The organism is Undibacterium sp. RuTC16W (assembly GCF_049339445.1).
GTDB lineage: Bacteria > Pseudomonadota > Gammaproteobacteria > Burkholderiales > Burkholderiaceae_D > Undibacterium.
This window is the reverse complement of sequence record NZ_JBMPPE010000003.1, coordinates 293,468-309,649: the sequence shown is the minus strand read 5'-3', so window position 1 is coordinate 309,649 and position 16,182 is coordinate 293,468. Positions and strand designations below refer to the sequence as shown.

Sequence of the window (16,182 nt, the reverse complement as noted above, 5' to 3'; positions counted from 1 at the left end):
ATTTCCTTATCCCAGCCCTCTGTCGCTGTCGCGAGAGAGGGAGCTAAAAATCTAAAGTGATGATCTTGAAACAGTAAGCTCGCAGTATTACGCAAATTGACGTGCTTCGCCTGTACCGAACAAATTACTGACACAGCGACCGCACAAGCCTGTGTGCTCTGCATGCGTGCCAACGTCTGCGCGATAGTGCCAGCAGCGTTCACATTTTTGATTTGCTGATGGGGTCACGATCACGGCTTCTTCTACCTCCGACGCGACCTGCTCTACCGTTGCAGCCGAGGTAATCAACACGAAACGCAGGTCATCTGCAAAGCTTTGCAGCAAATCGAATTTTGCCCCGCTTGCTTTAATCGTCACCTCTGCTTGCAGCGAGGCACCGATGCCACCGGCAACACGAACTTCTTCTAATTGCTTGGTAACGTCTGTGCGTATCGTACGCAAGGCCGTATATTTTTCCATCAGTGCTGCTGCATTGTCGATCACGGGCAGAGCGTAATACAGTTGTGTAAAGATCGTTTCATCACTGTCTGCATAGGCTTCTTTACTCGCAAAACTTGCCCAGGCCTCTTCGGCCGTGAAAGATAAAGTAGGTGCCATCAGACGCAGCAAACTTTGCGTGATATGCCAGATTGCCGTCTGTGCAGAACGGCGTGCCACGGATGCTGTACCGCTTGTGTACAGACGGTCTTTCAGGATATCGAGATAGAAACCCCCTAGATCTTCCGAGCAGAATGATTGCAATTTAGCGACTACCGGATGGAATTCAAACTGCTCATAATGCGCGAGGATATCGGCTTGCAATGCTGCCATGTTCGCGATTGCATAACGGTCGATTTCCAGCATCTCGTTCAATGCCACCGCATCCGTTGCAGGATTGAAGTCGGAGGTGTTCGCCAACAGGAAGCGCAGGGTGTTGCGGATACGGCGATAAGATTCTGTTACACGCTTCAGTATCTCGTCAGAGATAGACAGTTCACCGGAATAATCGGTTGCAGCAACCCATAAACGCAAGATATCTGCACCCAAGGTGTCCGAGATTTTTTGTGGCGCGACAACGTTACCTTTGGACTTAGACATTTTCTTGCCCTCGCCATCGACGACAAAACCGTGCGTCAGCAAGGCTTTATATGGCGCACGACCGTCCAGCATCGACGCCGTTAGCAAAGACGAATGGAACCAGCCGCGATGCTGATCAGAGCCTTCCAGATACAAGTCGGCAGGGAACTGTGATTGCTCTTTGTGCGAACTGCGCAATACTGTGTAATGCGTAGTGCCAGAGTCAAACCAGACATCGAGAGTGTCCCGATTCTTTTCGTACATCGCAGCGTCATCACCAAGTAAATGTGATGGTTCAATTTTTTGCCAGGCTTCGATGCCTTCCGTTTCTACACGCTTGGCGATTTGCTCCAGCAATTCGGGTGTGCGCGGATGTAATTGTCCTGTTTCTTTGTGCAGGAAAAACGCCATCGGCACGCCCCATTGACGCTGACGTGACAATGTCCAGTCAGGGCGATTGGCAATCATGCCATGCAGACGTGCTTTACCCCAGGCAGGGAAAAATGCGGTCTCGTCAATCGCTTTCAATGCGGTTTGACGCAGGCTATTGCCATCATCTTTCGGCGTATTGTCCATACTCGCAAACCACTGCGATGTGGCGCGGTAGATGATCGGTGTTTTATGACGCCAGCAATGCATATAGCTATGATCAAACATTTTCCGTGAGAATAAGGCGCCAGCTTCCTTGAGTTTGTCGCAGATCGGTTTGGACGCCTCCCAGATGGTCGCGCCCCCAAAAATAGGTAGCCACGACGCGAATTTACCGTCGCTCATTACCAAGGCAATGATCGCGTCGTCCTTCATGCCGTGCGCTTTGCATGACTGAAAATCTTCGATGCCGTAAGCGGGTGCCGAATGGACAACACCAGTTCCACTGTCAATGGTTACGTACTCGCCAAGATAAACTGGAGAATTTCTGTTGTAAGAATCACCTAAACCAATATCCAAGTCGGCAAAGGGATGTCTAAAGTTGATTTCGGATAAATCTGCGCCTAGGCAAGTCGCAATGACTTTACCTTCGAGTCCGTAATTAATCAGACAGGTTTCCACCAGGTCGCTGGCCAGAATCAGTAAGGTTGGTTCGCCCTCACGTACGGTCTCGACCAGTGCATACGTAATTTCCGGATGCATGTTCAATGCCTGGTTGGATGGGATGGTCCACGGTGTTGTGGTCCAGATCACGCAATAGCCTTTGTCAACATGCAGTTTGGCGAGTTTAAACGCCGCAGCGATCTTGTCGTGCTCCGCAAACGGAAAGCCGACATCGATGGACGGATCACGTTTGTTTTCGTATTCAACTTCTGCCTCTGCCAGCGCAGAGCCGCAATCAAAACACCAGTTGACCGGTTTTAGACCGCGATACACATAACCTTTTTCAAGCAATTTGCCGAGCGCACGGATTTCGTCGGCTTCATTGCCGAAGTTCATAGTTTTGTATGGATTGTCCCATTCACCTAGAACACCGAGGCGGATGAAGTCTGCCTTTTGACGTTCGATCTGTTCGTCCGCATACGCACGGGCTTTGGCCTGTACTTCAGCGACGGGCAGATTTTTGCCGTACAGTTTTTCGATCTGAATTTCGATCGGCATGCCGTGGCAATCCCAGCCCGGTACGTATTGCGCGTCAAAGCCCGCCATATTGCGCGCTTTGACGATCATATCTTTGAGGATTTTGTTAACCGCATGGCCGATATGGATATCGCCGTTGGCATACGGCGGGCCGTCATGCAGGATAAATTTTGGACGATTGGCCGAAGCCTTGCGGATACGCTGATAGATTTTTTTGTCTTGCCATTGCTTGACCCATTGCGGCTCGCGTTTGGCGAGATCGCCGCGCATCGGGAATGGGGTTTCCGTCATATTGACCGGGTACTTGCTGGCGACTTTTGCTGACTTTTCGTTAGACATAATTTTCTTTAAGTTGGATATTCTTGGAGTATTTTTTTGACTATGTTGTAAAGACTACGCAATGCAAATCAATTCAACGACAGGTGAATCGAATGGCGGGGCGTGAGCTTCAAATTCGGTCGGTGGCAGAAATAGCACCTGTGGCGTGATTGCGAAAATAGGCTCTGGCTTGTTCGGCATCACGCTCGATGGCTTCAGTCAGAGTCGGCAGATCGATATATTTTTCCTCGTCACGCAACTTTTGCAGGAACTCGATCTGAACTACTTTGCCATAGGCATTGCCGCTGTAATCAAATACATGGGTTTCCAGCAGTACGCGGCCACTGTCATCGACGGTAGGACGCACACCTAGACTGGCGACGGCGGGCAAAGGTTGTTCAGACAGTCCATGCACCTGCACGATAAAGATACCTTGCAAAGCAGGGCGGTGATGCGCGATCCGTACATTCAAGGTTGGGAAACCAATTGTCCTGCCTAACTTTTGCCCATGTACGACATGGCCAGAGATACGGTAAGGACGTCCTAGCAGATGTGCTGATTCTGCAAAGCTCCCTGCCGCCAGCGCAGCACGTACGGCAGAGGAGGAAATACGCTCGCCCTTGTGTTGTACTGCGGGTAGTGTGACGACTTCGAAATCGTGTAGTTTGCCGGCCTCAATCAGCATATCGATATCGCCTGCGCGTCTGGCGCCGTAACGAAAATCTTCGCCGACCATCAGCCATTTGACATGCAGGCCTTGCACCAGAATTTTTTCAATAAAATCTTGCGGTGACAAAGACGCGAAGTGGGCATTGAAATGTTCCACAATCACGCGATCAATGCCGGCGGCGTCCAGTGATGCCATGTTGTCGCGCAGATTGGCGATGCGCGTTGGCGCTTTGCTCAGGTCGCCGGATAGTTGCGCAAAAAAAGCGCGCGGATGCGGTTCAAACGTCATGACTGCCGCATCGACCTTGAGGCGCGTAGCGGCCGCGCGCAAATGGGACAACAAAACCTGATGTCCAAGATGCACGCCATCAAAGTTGCCTATCGCCAGTGCGCAGGGCGCACGTGAGGCCGCATTGGGGAGTCCGCGAAATACCTTCATATTGTTTGAGGAAAACTGCTGCAAAAACCTCCGATTATAAATGCTTTCTCAGATGGTTTTGCCTTATGGCTGAGGAAACAGGGGCTTTCAGTGCCGAATAGTCGGTAAGGTACGTAAAAAATCGTTCAAAACTAGAGGCGAGGCGATCACTAAGCCATTAGTGGTTGGCATGCATGGCAGGCCGGTATCTTTATTGCCAGTCGGGGCAGAACCATTTCGTTGACGCGGAAATGACGTCGACATCACAGAATATGGGAGCGAGTGAGATTATTGTGCAAAAAACATCAGCGGATTTGTTGCACTTTTTTTGTACTTATTTATTGCTTTTTTTATACGTAATTTGCACCAAATTAAGTAAGCTGGCACACATTATTCCTTAATCGCCTCGACACTGAAATACAACGTCACCTCATCGCTGACGAATGGAACATAACGACCCACGTTGAAATCGCTGCGGAGGATTTTCGTAGAGCCATTTGCGCCGCAGGCTGATTTCAGATACAGGACCATAAAGCGGCAATTGAATTGCGTTAGCTCGAATTTGGCGGGACGGGTCACGCCTTTGATGGTGAGTTCGCCATCGATGCCGGTCAACCTGGCATTGTCGTCAAACCGCAAGCTGGTAGATTTGAAGGCAATCGTCGGAAACTGGGCTGCATCGAAAAAACTCGCTGAGCGCAGATTATTGTCGAATAAGGCGACGCCGGTACTGACAGAACTGGCATCGATATCGAATTGTACAGAGCCGGTTTTATTCGCTAAATCGAGTTCAATTACGCCGCTATTTTTGTCAAATCGCCCGCGTTGCAAGGACAAACCCCAGTGACTGTATTCAAAGACTGAAAAAGTATGTTCGGGATCGATGACATAGCGGTCTGCGGCAGAAGCGCTGAACGAACTGAGCGAGCTGAGGGCGATCAGCCAGCCAGCTATGCTACGCGTCAACAGGGTGAATACATCACGTCGCATCTTGATCTCGGTAGGGTGGCATGGTAGGCGGTTGATATTGAATACGGATATCAGCTACTCTTACTTTAGCTTATTTTGTTGTTTTCGTTTTTAAACGCCACAACGAAGTCACCTCAGCAGAGCGCGCCGCGTGCAAAGGGTCGGTGGCGTCAGTGGCTTTGCCGTGCCGTGGTTTAATGTCCATTTTGCCGGCGACTTCCAGACCACCGGCGTCTATCCACGACCACAACTCCGCCGAAGTGCGTAACCCCAGATGCTCCGCCAGATCAGACATGATCAGCCAGGCTTCTCCGCCGGGTTCCAGATGTTCTGCGACACCAGATAAAAAGCCGCGCAACATGCTGCTGTCCTGATCGTAAACAGCGTGTTCTATCGGCGAATTAGGACGTGCAGGAACCCAAGGCGGGTTGCAGACGACCAGTGCTGCACGGCCGGGTGGGAATAAATTGGTTTTAACTACTTCAACCTGATCGGACATGCCTAAGCGTTGCAGATTGTCGCGGGCGCAACTGAGTGCGCGGTCGTCCTGGTCGGTAGCGACGATGCGTTGCACGCCACGTTGCGCAAGGACGGCTGAGATGACGCCGGTGCCGGTGCCGATATCAAATGCCAGCGCTTTACCGGGTAACGGTGCTTTGGCAAGCAGGTCCAGATATTCGCCACGTACAGGGGAGAAGACGCCGTAATAAGGATGGATACGCTGACCTAATGCCGGTATGTCGACACCATTTTTTCGCCACTCGTGCGCACCGACGAGTCCTAGTAATTCTCTGAGGGATGCAACGAATGCGGTGCTGTCGTGATCTGCCTGGCCATAAGCTTCACTACATGCCAGACTGACATCTGGCGCACGTCGCAATGGAATGCTGTAGTCGGCATTGAAGGGAATTAATAGCATCGCGAGCACGCGAGCACGCTGCGATTGTGACTGACGATGCAAATGAAATGCTTCGGTCAGTGTCGCAGGTGTTTTCTCGGTTTTGCGTGATTTACCCGGTTTTTTGTCGATGCGGCGTGCCAGCGCTTGCAGTAGTTGCCTTGCATTTTGGTAGTCGCCGCGCCAGAGCAATCCCGTACCTTCGCAGGCGAGTCTATGGGCGGATTCGGCAGTCATGCGGTCATCGGCGATCTGCACACGTTTGGGCGCAGGAGCGCCGCTTTCAGAATGCCAGCGAGCTTGGTGGGGCTGATCGTTTTCGATCCAGCTAATTACGGGGAAGTCACTCATGGCCAGCTCACTTGCAATAAAGCGCAGAGTGTAACCGAGATTGCCTGCGGCCTCTATGGATTGTGACGAGCCGGTGCGGTGTGAGGCTGTGTTATTCGTAGCCAGCGGCGGCTGATTGTGCTGATGGGGATTTTGAACGGAATAAATGAAAATATAGGGGAGTATTTTTAAATCCTCAGGTAATCATTGTGGATTAAGGCATAAAAATGCACGTACTCCTACCTAGTATGTAGAGAATTTCTGAGGAATTTAAATATAGTTGCAAATATGATTACGACAGGACGATGGCGAAACCATAACAGTCACCCGGGTTGCAAGTACGTTTTTGCCGGGAAGGCGATGCCAGATAAGCGTTTATCCGGCATCGTGAAGTATTAGTTTTTGTTCAGGAAGGCGCCGGATACCTGTTGCAGGATACTGCCCAGATCACCAAAGCCTGATTCAGAGACTTCGCCGTGCGGGGTGAGTTTGTCGACCAAACCTGGCAAAATCTCTGCCAGATGTCCGGCGGCACCATCTTGAGACAATCCTGCCGCTGCTGCCAGATGCGCTAACTGACCGTCACCGAGTGCGCTCTGAATCTGCTCTGCTGAGATTGGCAAATTATGTCCATTGCTGACCCATGAATTGACGATGTCACCCATGCCTGAATTTTGAAAGGCGCTGATCAGACCAGTCAGGCCGCCTGTTCCTCCTGAGCCTCCCGATTGATTATTGGTCAGCATGCCCAGCGCCGCTTGTATCAACATGGCTTTAGGATCATTGCTCTGATCCGCGTTGCCGCCCAACATACCTAATGCTGCATCTAGAAGTCCCATACAATCCCTTTCCGAGGTGGTGGATGAATTACATTACAACAGTAATAGCCACCATAGTAATACTAAAAGATTAATGTGATTGTGAACTTTGTATGAATAGTGCTAACAGGTATTTTCGTTTGCACCGCTAGTGGGAAAAAGTCCGGACGCTTACATTAAGTGATATTTTTTCATGAAATGAACGAGCTGAAATACTTGGTAAGAGCAGTTCGTCTTGCTTATTCTGTTTATTTAATGAGAGGCAATTTTGCAACGTTCCCTGTGGCTTTGCCAGCCTGCTCTCTGCTACATTTGTAGCATGAAAAAAATAAAAAAAATCAGTTCAAAAATAGGTTCAAGTTTGTTCGCTCTGGTATTTGCTATTAGTTTTATTGCAGGTGGGATCGGGGTAGGTGTGATGCCTCTGGCGAAGCAGATCATGGGCTACTGGAAGGCGCAGAATCTGGTAGCAGTACAAGCGCATATTGAAAAACTCTCGCTGGATGAACATGATGGCGAGGCCCGGACATATCAGGTAAAAGCAGAATTTAGTTATAGCTATAACGCTCTGGACCATCGCAGCCAGCGCATTAATATCGGTGGCGATACTAGCGATAATATTGGCGATTACCAACGAGATATTTATCGAGAGTTGCAGCGCGCTAAAGACCAGGAACAGTCCGTCACGCTCTGGGTAGATCCCGATGATCCTGATTTTGCTGTCTATGACCGCACAATACGCTGGATGCGACTCTTGTTTCTGTTGCCGTTTGCCTCACTATTCCCTGCAGTCGGGATTGGCGCTTGCTGGGCACTCTGGCTGATCTGGCGGCCATCCGCTGAGTCTGTGAATCCTGTGATCCCTGCTGTTGCCACGGAATTTGCACAGCACTACCAAGTGCCGTTTTCTCATCTGATTATTAAGCCGCAACAAAGTGGTGCCTTAGCGTTGGGTATTTTTGCGGTGTTCTGGAATTTACTCGCCTGGCCTATTTCTGGCGTGGCATTGTTCTCCTCTCATATTGGCAAGAATCCACTGGTTCTGATGGTCGCGATCTTCCCTCTGGTTGGCGTAGTAATGATAGTTCTTGCGCTGAAATTATGGTTAGCCAGAAAGCGAGTTGGCAAGCCAGTGTTAGTCATGGCGAGAGCGCCGCAGGTCGGGATGAGTGAATGGGCGGGCAGCATACGTTTTATCCCTCCGCTCGGAGAACGTTTAGGCTGGTTAGGTACGCCGCAATCTGGCTATCCGGTAAGGATTGAGTGTCAGTGCGATTATGAAGACAGTAGTGGCGAAGACACCAGCACCACCACTCTGTGGTCGTGCCTTGTAAGCGATATTCAACTCGCCCATGCGACTGTGCAGACCAGTTTTTTCATTGATTTTCCAGTAGATTTACCGGTATCGGGTGATGCTGATGGTAGGAATAAAAAAATTATCTGGAAGCTGGTCGTCAAGCTAATGGGCGATGAGGTGATTTTTCTGTTACCTGTCGGTTCTACGTTGGTAGCGTCTGCAAAGATTGACTGGCAGGCGCTGTTACATAAACCCAAACGCTTATATCAGCTTGATCTGACAGAGTTAGCAATATCAACATCTGTGCCAACGGCAATCAAACGCAAAAAATCCTGCTTAGGTCTCGTCGTTTTACTCTCTGTCTTTGCGGTTGCCGGATGGGGGGCGATCACCTTTTTTGTACTGCCGATGTTTGATTCTGCTAAATACGAAGCGCTCTCAGCACTCTCAGAAAGAGCGCCTGTAGCTCCTGTGCAAGCCGAGACCTATGCACAGCTGCAGGCGCAGCTAGCTGCGGGTGGCGATCCAAACCAGCGTGATGAGAGTGGACTGACTCGCTTGATGCTCGCAGCGAAGGAGGCGGATGTCGGCAAGGTGCAATTATTGCTGGCGAGTGGCGCAAGGGTTGACGACGTGACGCCGGTTGTTGAAGAAGCAGGTTATCGACTGGGAAATCGCAGCGCCTTATTTGATGCAATTAATAACGACGCGGTTGAGGTAGTCACTATCTTGCTCGACGCCGGTGCTGATATGCGACTAGCCAGTAATCAGGTCTGGACGCCCATGCATTACGCGGCCTATGTAGGTGCGGTGCGCAGTATGCGTGTATTGCGAGAACATGGCGCCGAGATTGATGCGCCATTTAGCGAGGCGCGCGGCTCTACTCCGCTGATGGTCGCCGCACAATACGATCAGTTGCCATCAATCCGGTTTTTGCTGGAATCCGGTGCCGACACAGCGAGACTGGATTCGTACGGAGAAAATGCATGCGGCTACGCGCGTTTTTTCAAAAAAACGGCAACGGCAAAAGCACTGGCTTGTGATCAAGCTGATTTGAAATTAATTAAATCGCTAATTGCAGACTGAGCCTAAGCTCATTTTCAGGGAAAATAAATCCCAACCCGTCGATCTACATGCCACCCCATGCGGCGTTCAGAGTCGCGATGGCAGCCAGACCTGCAGTCTCCGTGCGCAAGATACGCGGCCCCATGCTCAGGGTTAATACACCTTGTCTGATCGCGAGCATTTCTTCCTCTTCAGAAAATCCCCCCTCAGGACCGATCATCAGGCTGACTGATTGCGCAGGGTGATGACGAGCCCAGTCTGCAAGCGATTGATTTGCTCTTGGCGAAAGTAAGATACGTTTATGGATGTCTTGTTGCGCCAGCCATTTAGGTAAATCCATGACCGGCGATAAATGAGCGAGACGATTGCGTCCGCATTGTTCGGCTGCGGCGATGATGATGCCTTGCCAGTGGGCGAGCTTTTTTTCAGCACGTTCAGCAGATAAGCGGACTACGCATCGTTGTGACGAAAGTGGTTGTATCGTCGTGACACCAAGCTCAATCGCTTTTTCAATGATCCAGTCCATCTTGGATGCCTCTGGCAAGGCCTGAGCCAGCGTTAGGGCATACGGTAACTCACATTCTTCCGGCAAAAATACTTTGACATCTGCACTAACGTTTTTCTTCGCAACCGATGTCAGTGTCGCAATATAGCTTCCGCCCTCACCATTGAATATACAAATATGATCGTTCACCGTAAGTCGTAAAACAAAAACGTGATGAGCGACCTCGGGCGGCAAATCAATGGAGGCGCCAACAGCGAGCGGAAGATGGCAATAGAAACGTGGCATATCGTAGGTGTAGAGGAGAATTGATGCGTAGGTCACATTGTCGCAGAACTAGGGTGATGCGAGGATTATAAATATGACTTACGATACCAGAGAGCCGGAATGTCGGCCGGACGCACTTACGATGAGTGCGCCCTGTGATTAAATAGCGGGCGAAATATCAAACTATTGCGCTAAGTGCTTTGCGAGGAAAATTTCCAGATTCTGATAAAACGCCCGGATATTTTTAGTCGCATAAAAACCATGTCCTTCGTTAGCAACTTGCATCCATTCATAAGGTTTTTTTGCTTTGATCAAGGCGGTTCTTAACGATTCTGCATGGAAGAACGGTGCAATTTTATCTTGTTCGCCGTGGACGATTAAGACAGGTGCTGATATTTTTTCGGCGAGATGGCTGGGGGAATTACGTTGTAGTTCGGTAGCATCTTTGCCTATGTAGTCAAGCATTGCACTGTGAGTACCTTTGTTTCTCATCACACCTTCATGTTTATAAATCATCGGTAAGTCATATACTCCTGCATATCCGATCGCACACTTGAACATGCCTGGCGCACGTATCGTGACCATCATTGCCGAGTAGGCACCGAAGCTCGCACCATAAGCGCAGACACGTTGAGGATCTATTTTTCCTTGACCGATAGTCCATTTCACGCCATCAATCAGGTCGTTTTGAATCAGATCCCCCCAGTGACGAAATCCTGAGCGTTTGAAATTGGCACCACGTCCGCCAGACCCGCGGTAATTGATTTGCAGAACGGCGTAACCCCGACTTGCCAGGAATTGTGCGTCGTTATCATAAAACCAGGTATCTTGCGCGTCATGAGGGCCGCCATGAGGCATCAGGACGAGCGGGACCTTGTGTTTGTCTTTTACCAAAGGCATAGTCAGATAACCGTGTAGCGTCAAACCATCACGTGTTTTGAAACTGATCGCCAGGCGGGGCGCCATTTGCTCAGGATTTATTTGCTCCATTGATGAAAAGAGCAATTGTGCTTTTTTTGTTGTCCGGTCAAATAAATAGTAGGATCCAGGGTCACGATCACTCGCTACGCTAAATAGAAGCTTATTTCCATCTTCAGAAAAATCAATAAAGTTAATAAAAGCATCTGGAAATTGTGCACTTAATGATTGATGTAATTTGGCTTCGGGCATCGTTTCATCCAGATAGATGAGTTTAGGCACACCGACCGAGGTTCCGCTAGCAAATGGCGTGAGTCGTTTTACATCCCATTGGAGGATATCGGCAGTTCCTTCTTTATGATCTGCAATGGTAATGCGTTTATCATTGTTCATTGACTGTCTAACTAACACAGCCGGTTCACCATTTTCTGTATAAGTTGCATACAACTCGCTGTCATCAGGGCTAAATCCTATAGGGTGAAAGCCCCAGCCCAAATTTCCGTCAGTGATTTGTTTCCATTCATCTTTGACTAGATCTCGGCGAAATAATACGCCACGGTTATTCTCGTCGTTACCAGATGCAAATCTCGGTACACCGTTATGCTGAACCGTAAAATCCAGGTACGGAATTGCAATATCTGCGAGTGTTTTACGAGATACCGTCAGTGAATTGATTTCATACAAAGTAGTGTGCTTACCATCCCATTTGTGTTCTTGTAACAAGAACGTACCATTGTGGGCGGCGGGAATTCCGGCAATGACGCCATGTCCATAATCGTCATCAAAGCGGCCACCACGACTTGATGTTTTGAACATCTTGTAGCCGTATAAATATTCCTGCTTTGTGCCATCCAAATTAGTCGCTAGCACTTCACCTGTTGGCAGTGGTGCTTCCTGCGATCCATATTCGGTTGCTTTGGTGATTGCCAGTCGCGTGTTACTTAACCATTGATAATCAAGCGGAACCTCAAACGCAGGCATGCGGATAGCGCTTTTCATCTGAAAGCCGGGTAATTCAAACACTGACATGGTTGGAACATAGCGGTCACCTTGGGGAAGGTTAATTTGGATCGCGATATGTTTGCCATCAGGCGAAAGCCGAGGTTGCTTGAACTGATCTGGCTTGACGAAATCGTCAAGAGGAATTAACTCGATCGCGCCAGATGACACGGGGTGCATTATTGCAATACTGATACACGCTAAAAGCATCTTGCGCATAGACATTAGTATCTCCAGGAGAATTTAAATATGTCTATATTAACAATATAATTGCTTTTAGGTTAATTAATTTAAAGCCATTTTCTTGTTTTTAATCGATTGTTTATTTTCAGGCTATTTGGCAATCTTGTAGCGACTGTATGGTTTCTCGTTTGTCGTAAGTATCGAAATCAATACGTCAGGCAAGCTGCATTTAATAAACCTAGACCCAGACTAACTGCGCCGAGAAATATACCTGATGCGATTTTGTTGTCTGGTATGTCGGCAACCAGCCCGGGGAGCAGCAGGCGGACTACACCAAACGCGATCAACTGTACTGCTAATGCAATAGCACCCCAGCACAGCATGTCGATGAGGTTGATGCTATTGGCAATGGCCGAAGCCAGGGCGACACAATAGCCGAGCATCGCACCAGATAAGCTTGCGGCGGCTGCGTGATTGCCAGCGCGGATTAGCTGGATTTCCCGGTACGGTGTGATGGCTACGTAGCAGGCGATGAAGCTTGCCAGCAATAGTAACGACAAACCAAAATGGCTGAGAAAGGCGGGGATGCCGATGTTCATGATGTGCTCACTCATAGTGATCCTTTTTGTTTTTTTCGGTGCTGTTGGTGTTTGTCGGTTTGTTTTTTTGTTGGTATTGCTATTACTCAAAGTAATGCGGTATGAAGCGGCTGGTATTTTTTGTAATCAGACTCTCGTCTTCGCGTATTCCTATGCCTGCAGCATCATCGCCGATGACCCAGGAGCCGATTGAAGTAAATGCGGGCGTAATACCGTCATCGAATTTCGGTTGCGGTGCATATGCCTGATAGATAAAACCCTCTGCGCCGTATTGCCCGGGTGTATGCAGTACCGTACCGTTTGCATAGATGGAGATATTTTCTCCCTCGCGTGAATACAGGGGTTTTTTGACGAAATCGCCTTGTATTCGCCATGCATCAAAAAACGCAGGCAAGAGATTCGGATGATGTGGAAATAATTCCCACATCACAGGCAGAATAGCTTTGTTGGATAAAATCATTTTCCATGCGGGTTCGATGATGCGCATTGGCGTTGCCAATAAGTGAGTAGCAAACGTTTCGCGGGATAACCATTCCCATGGATAGAGTTTAAATACATTGTCGATACGGACATTCATCGCGTCGACAAAGGCGGCTTGCGAGGGATCCCAGCCTATATCTTCGATCGCACATTGCTTGGTGGCGCAGCCGGCCTGGATTGCCGTGTCACGTAGATACGATAAATTACCTTCGTCTTCCTCATTGCCACCGGCGCATACAAAATGCAGCATGCCTTTGGCCGGATACGTTTTCCACCGGGCGATGAGTTTTTCGTGCAGTGAATTAAATTGATCTGCATGAGGTAATACGTCTTGCAGCCAGTACCATTGCGCCACGCTGGATTCGACTAATCCTGTCGGCGTATCGGCGTTATATTCCAGCATTTTCGGGTGACCAGTTCCATCCCAACTTAGATCGAAGCGTCCGTACAAAGAAAATTCTTTATCGTGCCAACTTTGCTCAACAAGAGGCCAAAAACTCCGAGGAATCGCAAACTGTGCCAGCCGCTCATGACGGATAACATGATCAACCGCCTGCAACGCCATTTGATGAAGGTCAATCGTTGCCTGTTCCAGCATGTCGATCTGATCGCTGCTAAAACGGTAGGCGTAACGCTCATCCCAATACAGGCCATCTATCGAATGGTAGTTAAACCCCAGCGCTTCAAACTGAGCTTGCCAGTTATCGCGTGGACGGCGTGATTCCCGGATCATTAACCGCCTCCGGAAAAGCCATGCGCTGTACCGCCAAAGCCACCACGGCTCACAGATCTGCTGCTGGAGCCGCCTGCGCGGCTGACCGTGCGTCCGATAGCGTGATCGTTGCTGGTGTTAGTGCTATTAGCGCTATTTGTACTGTTGAAATTGCTGGTGCCAACGCCAGCGGTGGTATTGTTGTTATTGCTGGAGAAGATATTCGGGTTGTAACCCCGTTGCGCTTGCTCGCGGTTGCCCTCAGCGTAGGATGGGCCAAAATAGTGACCGGTATAGGTGCTGCCGTGGCCGCTGCCTAGCAGCGTGTTTCCTTGTTGTGCGACTTCCGGACTGCAGGGATCTATGCTGCCCCAATCCTTGGTGCAGTCTTCGAGATTTTTATATTCATCTCTGAGTGCCGTCGTTTCTTGCACGTTGTCGCCGCAAGCAGTGACTGCGGCGGCGGTAGCAAAAACGAGGGGAACGGCACGGCTCCTGCGAATTTTTTTGAGCGTCGTCATTGGATCTCCTTGGGCACTATATTTTGCACGAAGGTAGGCAATGCGAACAGTGCATGATGGATGTCGGTGTTGTAATACTGCAGATCCGCTAGCTTTCTTTGCTCCATACGATCACTAATTTCTTGCTTTGTTATTGCAATGGGATCCAGATCGTCGCTTGCAATCGCCATACCCCATAAAGCTCCATACAATGGTATGAATACCGTATAGGGGCGCACGGTAGTAAAAATTTTCGCTAGTGCTGCATAGGTATCTGTAAACCGTTGCGGATGGTAGAAAGGGCTTCCGAGATGCATCACCAGCGCACCATTTTTTGTAAGACAACGCTTGCATGCAGAGAAAAAATCGGCAGTCATGCAACTGGCTGCCAGCTCATTGCCGTTCGGGCTGATTGGATCGGTTAAATCCAGAAAAATCACATCGTATTGCCGCTCAGCGTTTTTGATAAAAGCAAAGCCGTCTTCATGGATATGCTTGACGCGAGAATCGTCAAGTGCACCGCGGTGTACCTGCTTCAGATGCGCGCGCGCCAGTTCGATGACGCTGGCATCAATTTCACATAAGTCTATGTGCCGGATACCTGGATGTTTTAAGAGTTCTTCAGTCGATCCACCGTCACCACCGCCGATGATCAATGCGGACTGTGGAGCAGGGTGAGCAATGGCAACAGGATGCACCAGGCATTCATGATAAAAGAATTCATCTTTTTCTGAAGTCATGTACGCGCCGTCAATACGCATCATCTTGCCAAAATCCGGGCTATGCAGGATCTCAATTTGCTGAAATGCACTTTGCACACTGGCAATCGTCGCGCCGAGACGGGTTCCGTACACCGTATCAGGCGTTAAATGTTCGATTGCTATGTTGCCTGTTATGTCGCCTGCTATGCCGCTTACTGTCTCAGCCAGTTCCGGTGCGCCTCTCATCAGTTCTTGCCTGTTTGAATTTTTAGGCCGGAATTGAGTGACCAACATATCCATCAACCTACGCGCTTTCACACTGTTGTCCGCATTGAAGTTGCATACGTAGACATCTAGGGTTACAGCGTTACGTTCTGGCCATGTGTGGATAGCCAGGTGGGATTCAGCTAACAGCAAAGTACCGGTAATGCCGGCCGGATCACCAGTTTGTGTGGAGAAAGCATGGAATTTTTCTCCAACAATGCTGAGTTCGGCTTGTTCAGTTGCGCTGATCGCATTTGAGCGCAGATACTGTATATCCAGCATCAAGGCAGAAGGGCATTGGCAATCAAAGCAATCTGCAGTCAGGTGTAAACCTTCCATATTCTGTGTTATCTGCCAAGACTTGCTTGAGCGAATTATTGAAATTATCGCAATTGTATCGCTTGGGATTGACGGAGTGTAGTTCGATCCGAAACTTTATGAATCATTTTCTATTTGTCACCAGGAAAATCTACTTGTGCCATGAAAATAGGTGCAAATTGTCTTCATGTAATATTAAAAACGCTAAAGTTTTACGCATCACTTAGTCGCGACCGGGTGTTCTGTTGTCACGCTCTGGTAAAATAATGGACTTTGCAGAACTTGATGTCCGTTACATCGTTGCTGCCTTGCTTCACCGACCCGCTTTTCTC

At 49.2% G+C, this 16,182-nt stretch carries 12 protein-coding genes; 1 reads left to right on the top strand and 11 read right to left on the bottom strand.

Annotated features, from left to right (window positions below):
• Positions 1–87: 87 nt before the first annotated feature.
• The 5 genes from ileS to ACO0K4_RS08125 form a co-directional block, all read right to left on the bottom strand.
• Positions 88–2,964: an isoleucine--tRNA ligase gene (ileS, locus tag ACO0K4_RS08145; protein WP_422956121.1), complete on the bottom strand. Its 2,877-nt coding sequence runs from the start codon at positions 2,962–2,964 to the stop codon at positions 88–90.
• Between the two features lie 109 nt (positions 2,965–3,073).
• The gene (locus tag ACO0K4_RS08140) at positions 3,074–4,051 is read right to left on the bottom strand and encodes a bifunctional riboflavin kinase/FAD synthetase (protein WP_422956120.1); all 978 of its coding nucleotides are present in this window, start codon (positions 4,049–4,051) and stop codon (positions 3,074–3,076) included.
• A gap of 369 nt (positions 4,052–4,420) precedes the next feature.
• Complete coding sequence (locus ACO0K4_RS08135) at positions 4,421–5,020, bottom strand: YceI family protein (protein ID WP_422956119.1); 600 nt, start codon at positions 5,018–5,020, stop codon at positions 4,421–4,423.
• Positions 5,021–5,090: 70 nt separating this feature from the next.
• On the bottom strand, positions 5,091–6,248 hold the full coding sequence (locus ACO0K4_RS08130; protein ID WP_422956118.1) for a methyltransferase: 1,158 nt from the start codon (positions 6,246–6,248) through the stop codon (positions 5,091–5,093).
• 374 nt (positions 6,249–6,622) lie between these two features.
• The gene (locus tag ACO0K4_RS08125; protein ID WP_422956117.1) at positions 6,623–7,066 is read right to left on the bottom strand and encodes a YidB family protein; all 444 of its coding nucleotides are present in this window, start codon (positions 7,064–7,066) and stop codon (positions 6,623–6,625) included.
• Positions 7,067–7,364: 298 nt separating this feature from the next.
• On the opposite strand from ACO0K4_RS08125, the gene ACO0K4_RS08120 reads away from it, so the two are divergent.
• A complete protein-coding gene (locus ACO0K4_RS08120; protein WP_422956116.1) occupies positions 7,365–9,428 on the top strand; it encodes an ankyrin repeat domain-containing protein in 2,064 nt (687 codons plus the stop codon).
• Positions 9,429–9,471: 43 nt separating this feature from the next.
• Here ACO0K4_RS08120 and ACO0K4_RS08115 read toward each other — a convergent pair whose 3' ends face one another.
• From ACO0K4_RS08115 to speE, 6 genes are all read right to left on the bottom strand, one after another.
• Positions 9,472–10,197, bottom strand: a complete 726-nt coding sequence (locus tag ACO0K4_RS08115) for a 16S rRNA (uracil(1498)-N(3))-methyltransferase (RefSeq protein ID WP_422956283.1) — start codon at positions 10,195–10,197, stop codon at positions 9,472–9,474.
• A 162-nt stretch (positions 10,198–10,359) separates the two neighbouring features.
• Positions 10,360–12,318, bottom strand: a complete 1,959-nt coding sequence (locus ACO0K4_RS08110; protein WP_422956115.1) for an alpha/beta hydrolase family protein — start codon at positions 12,316–12,318, stop codon at positions 10,360–10,362.
• A gap of 164 nt (positions 12,319–12,482) precedes the next feature.
• A complete protein-coding gene (locus ACO0K4_RS08105; RefSeq protein ID WP_422956114.1) occupies positions 12,483–12,890 on the bottom strand; it encodes a DUF350 domain-containing protein in 408 nt (135 codons plus the stop codon).
• A 67-nt stretch (positions 12,891–12,957) separates the two neighbouring features.
• On the bottom strand, positions 12,958–14,088 hold the full coding sequence (locus ACO0K4_RS08100) for a glutathionylspermidine synthase family protein (protein WP_422956113.1): 1,131 nt from the start codon (positions 14,086–14,088) through the stop codon (positions 12,958–12,960).
• On the bottom strand, positions 14,088–14,588 hold the full coding sequence (locus ACO0K4_RS08095; RefSeq protein ID WP_422956112.1) for a DUF1190 domain-containing protein: 501 nt from the start codon (positions 14,586–14,588) through the stop codon (positions 14,088–14,090). Before ACO0K4_RS08095 ends, ACO0K4_RS08100 begins: the two co-directional genes overlap by 1 nt.
• A complete protein-coding gene (gene speE, locus ACO0K4_RS08090) occupies positions 14,585–15,871 on the bottom strand; it encodes a polyamine aminopropyltransferase (RefSeq protein WP_422956111.1) in 1,287 nt (428 codons plus the stop codon). The genes ACO0K4_RS08095 and speE overlap by 4 nt, the downstream gene beginning before the upstream one ends.
• Positions 15,872–16,182: the final 311 nt, after the last annotated feature.

What these genes read in the sequence shown, in the direction of transcription:
- ileS (WP_422956121.1), bottom strand. Translation starts at nt 2,964, where the DNA reads ATGTCTAACGAAAAGTCAGCAAAAGTCGCCAGCAAGTACCCGGTCAAT.
- ACO0K4_RS08140 (WP_422956120.1), bottom strand. Translation starts at nt 4,051, where the DNA reads ATGAAGGTATTTCGCGGACTCCCCAATGCGGCCTCACGTGCGCCCTGC.
- ACO0K4_RS08135 (WP_422956119.1), bottom strand. Translation starts at nt 5,020, where the DNA reads ATGCGACGTGATGTATTCACCCTGTTGACGCGTAGCATAGCTGGCTGG.
- ACO0K4_RS08130 (WP_422956118.1), bottom strand. Translation starts at nt 6,248, where the DNA reads ATGAGTGACTTCCCCGTAATTAGCTGGATCGAAAACGATCAGCCCCAC.
- ACO0K4_RS08125 (WP_422956117.1), bottom strand. Translation starts at nt 7,066, where the DNA reads ATGGGACTTCTAGATGCAGCATTAGGTATGTTGGGCGGCAACGCGGAT.
- ACO0K4_RS08120 (WP_422956116.1), top strand. Translation starts at nt 7,365, where the DNA reads ATGAAAAAAATAAAAAAAATCAGTTCAAAAATAGGTTCAAGTTTGTTC.
- ACO0K4_RS08115 (WP_422956283.1), bottom strand. Translation starts at nt 10,197, where the DNA reads ATGCCACGTTTCTATTGCCATCTTCCGCTCGCTGTTGGCGCCTCCATT.
- ACO0K4_RS08110 (WP_422956115.1), bottom strand. Translation starts at nt 12,318, where the DNA reads ATGTCTATGCGCAAGATGCTTTTAGCGTGTATCAGTATTGCAATAATG.
- ACO0K4_RS08105 (WP_422956114.1), bottom strand. Translation starts at nt 12,890, where the DNA reads ATGAGTGAGCACATCATGAACATCGGCATCCCCGCCTTTCTCAGCCAT.
- ACO0K4_RS08100 (WP_422956113.1), bottom strand. Translation starts at nt 14,088, where the DNA reads ATGATCCGGGAATCACGCCGTCCACGCGATAACTGGCAAGCTCAGTTT.
- ACO0K4_RS08095 (WP_422956112.1), bottom strand. Translation starts at nt 14,588, where the DNA reads ATGACGACGCTCAAAAAAATTCGCAGGAGCCGTGCCGTTCCCCTCGTT.
- speE (WP_422956111.1), bottom strand. Translation starts at nt 15,871, where the DNA reads ATGGAAGGTTTACACCTGACTGCAGATTGCTTTGATTGCCAATGCCCT.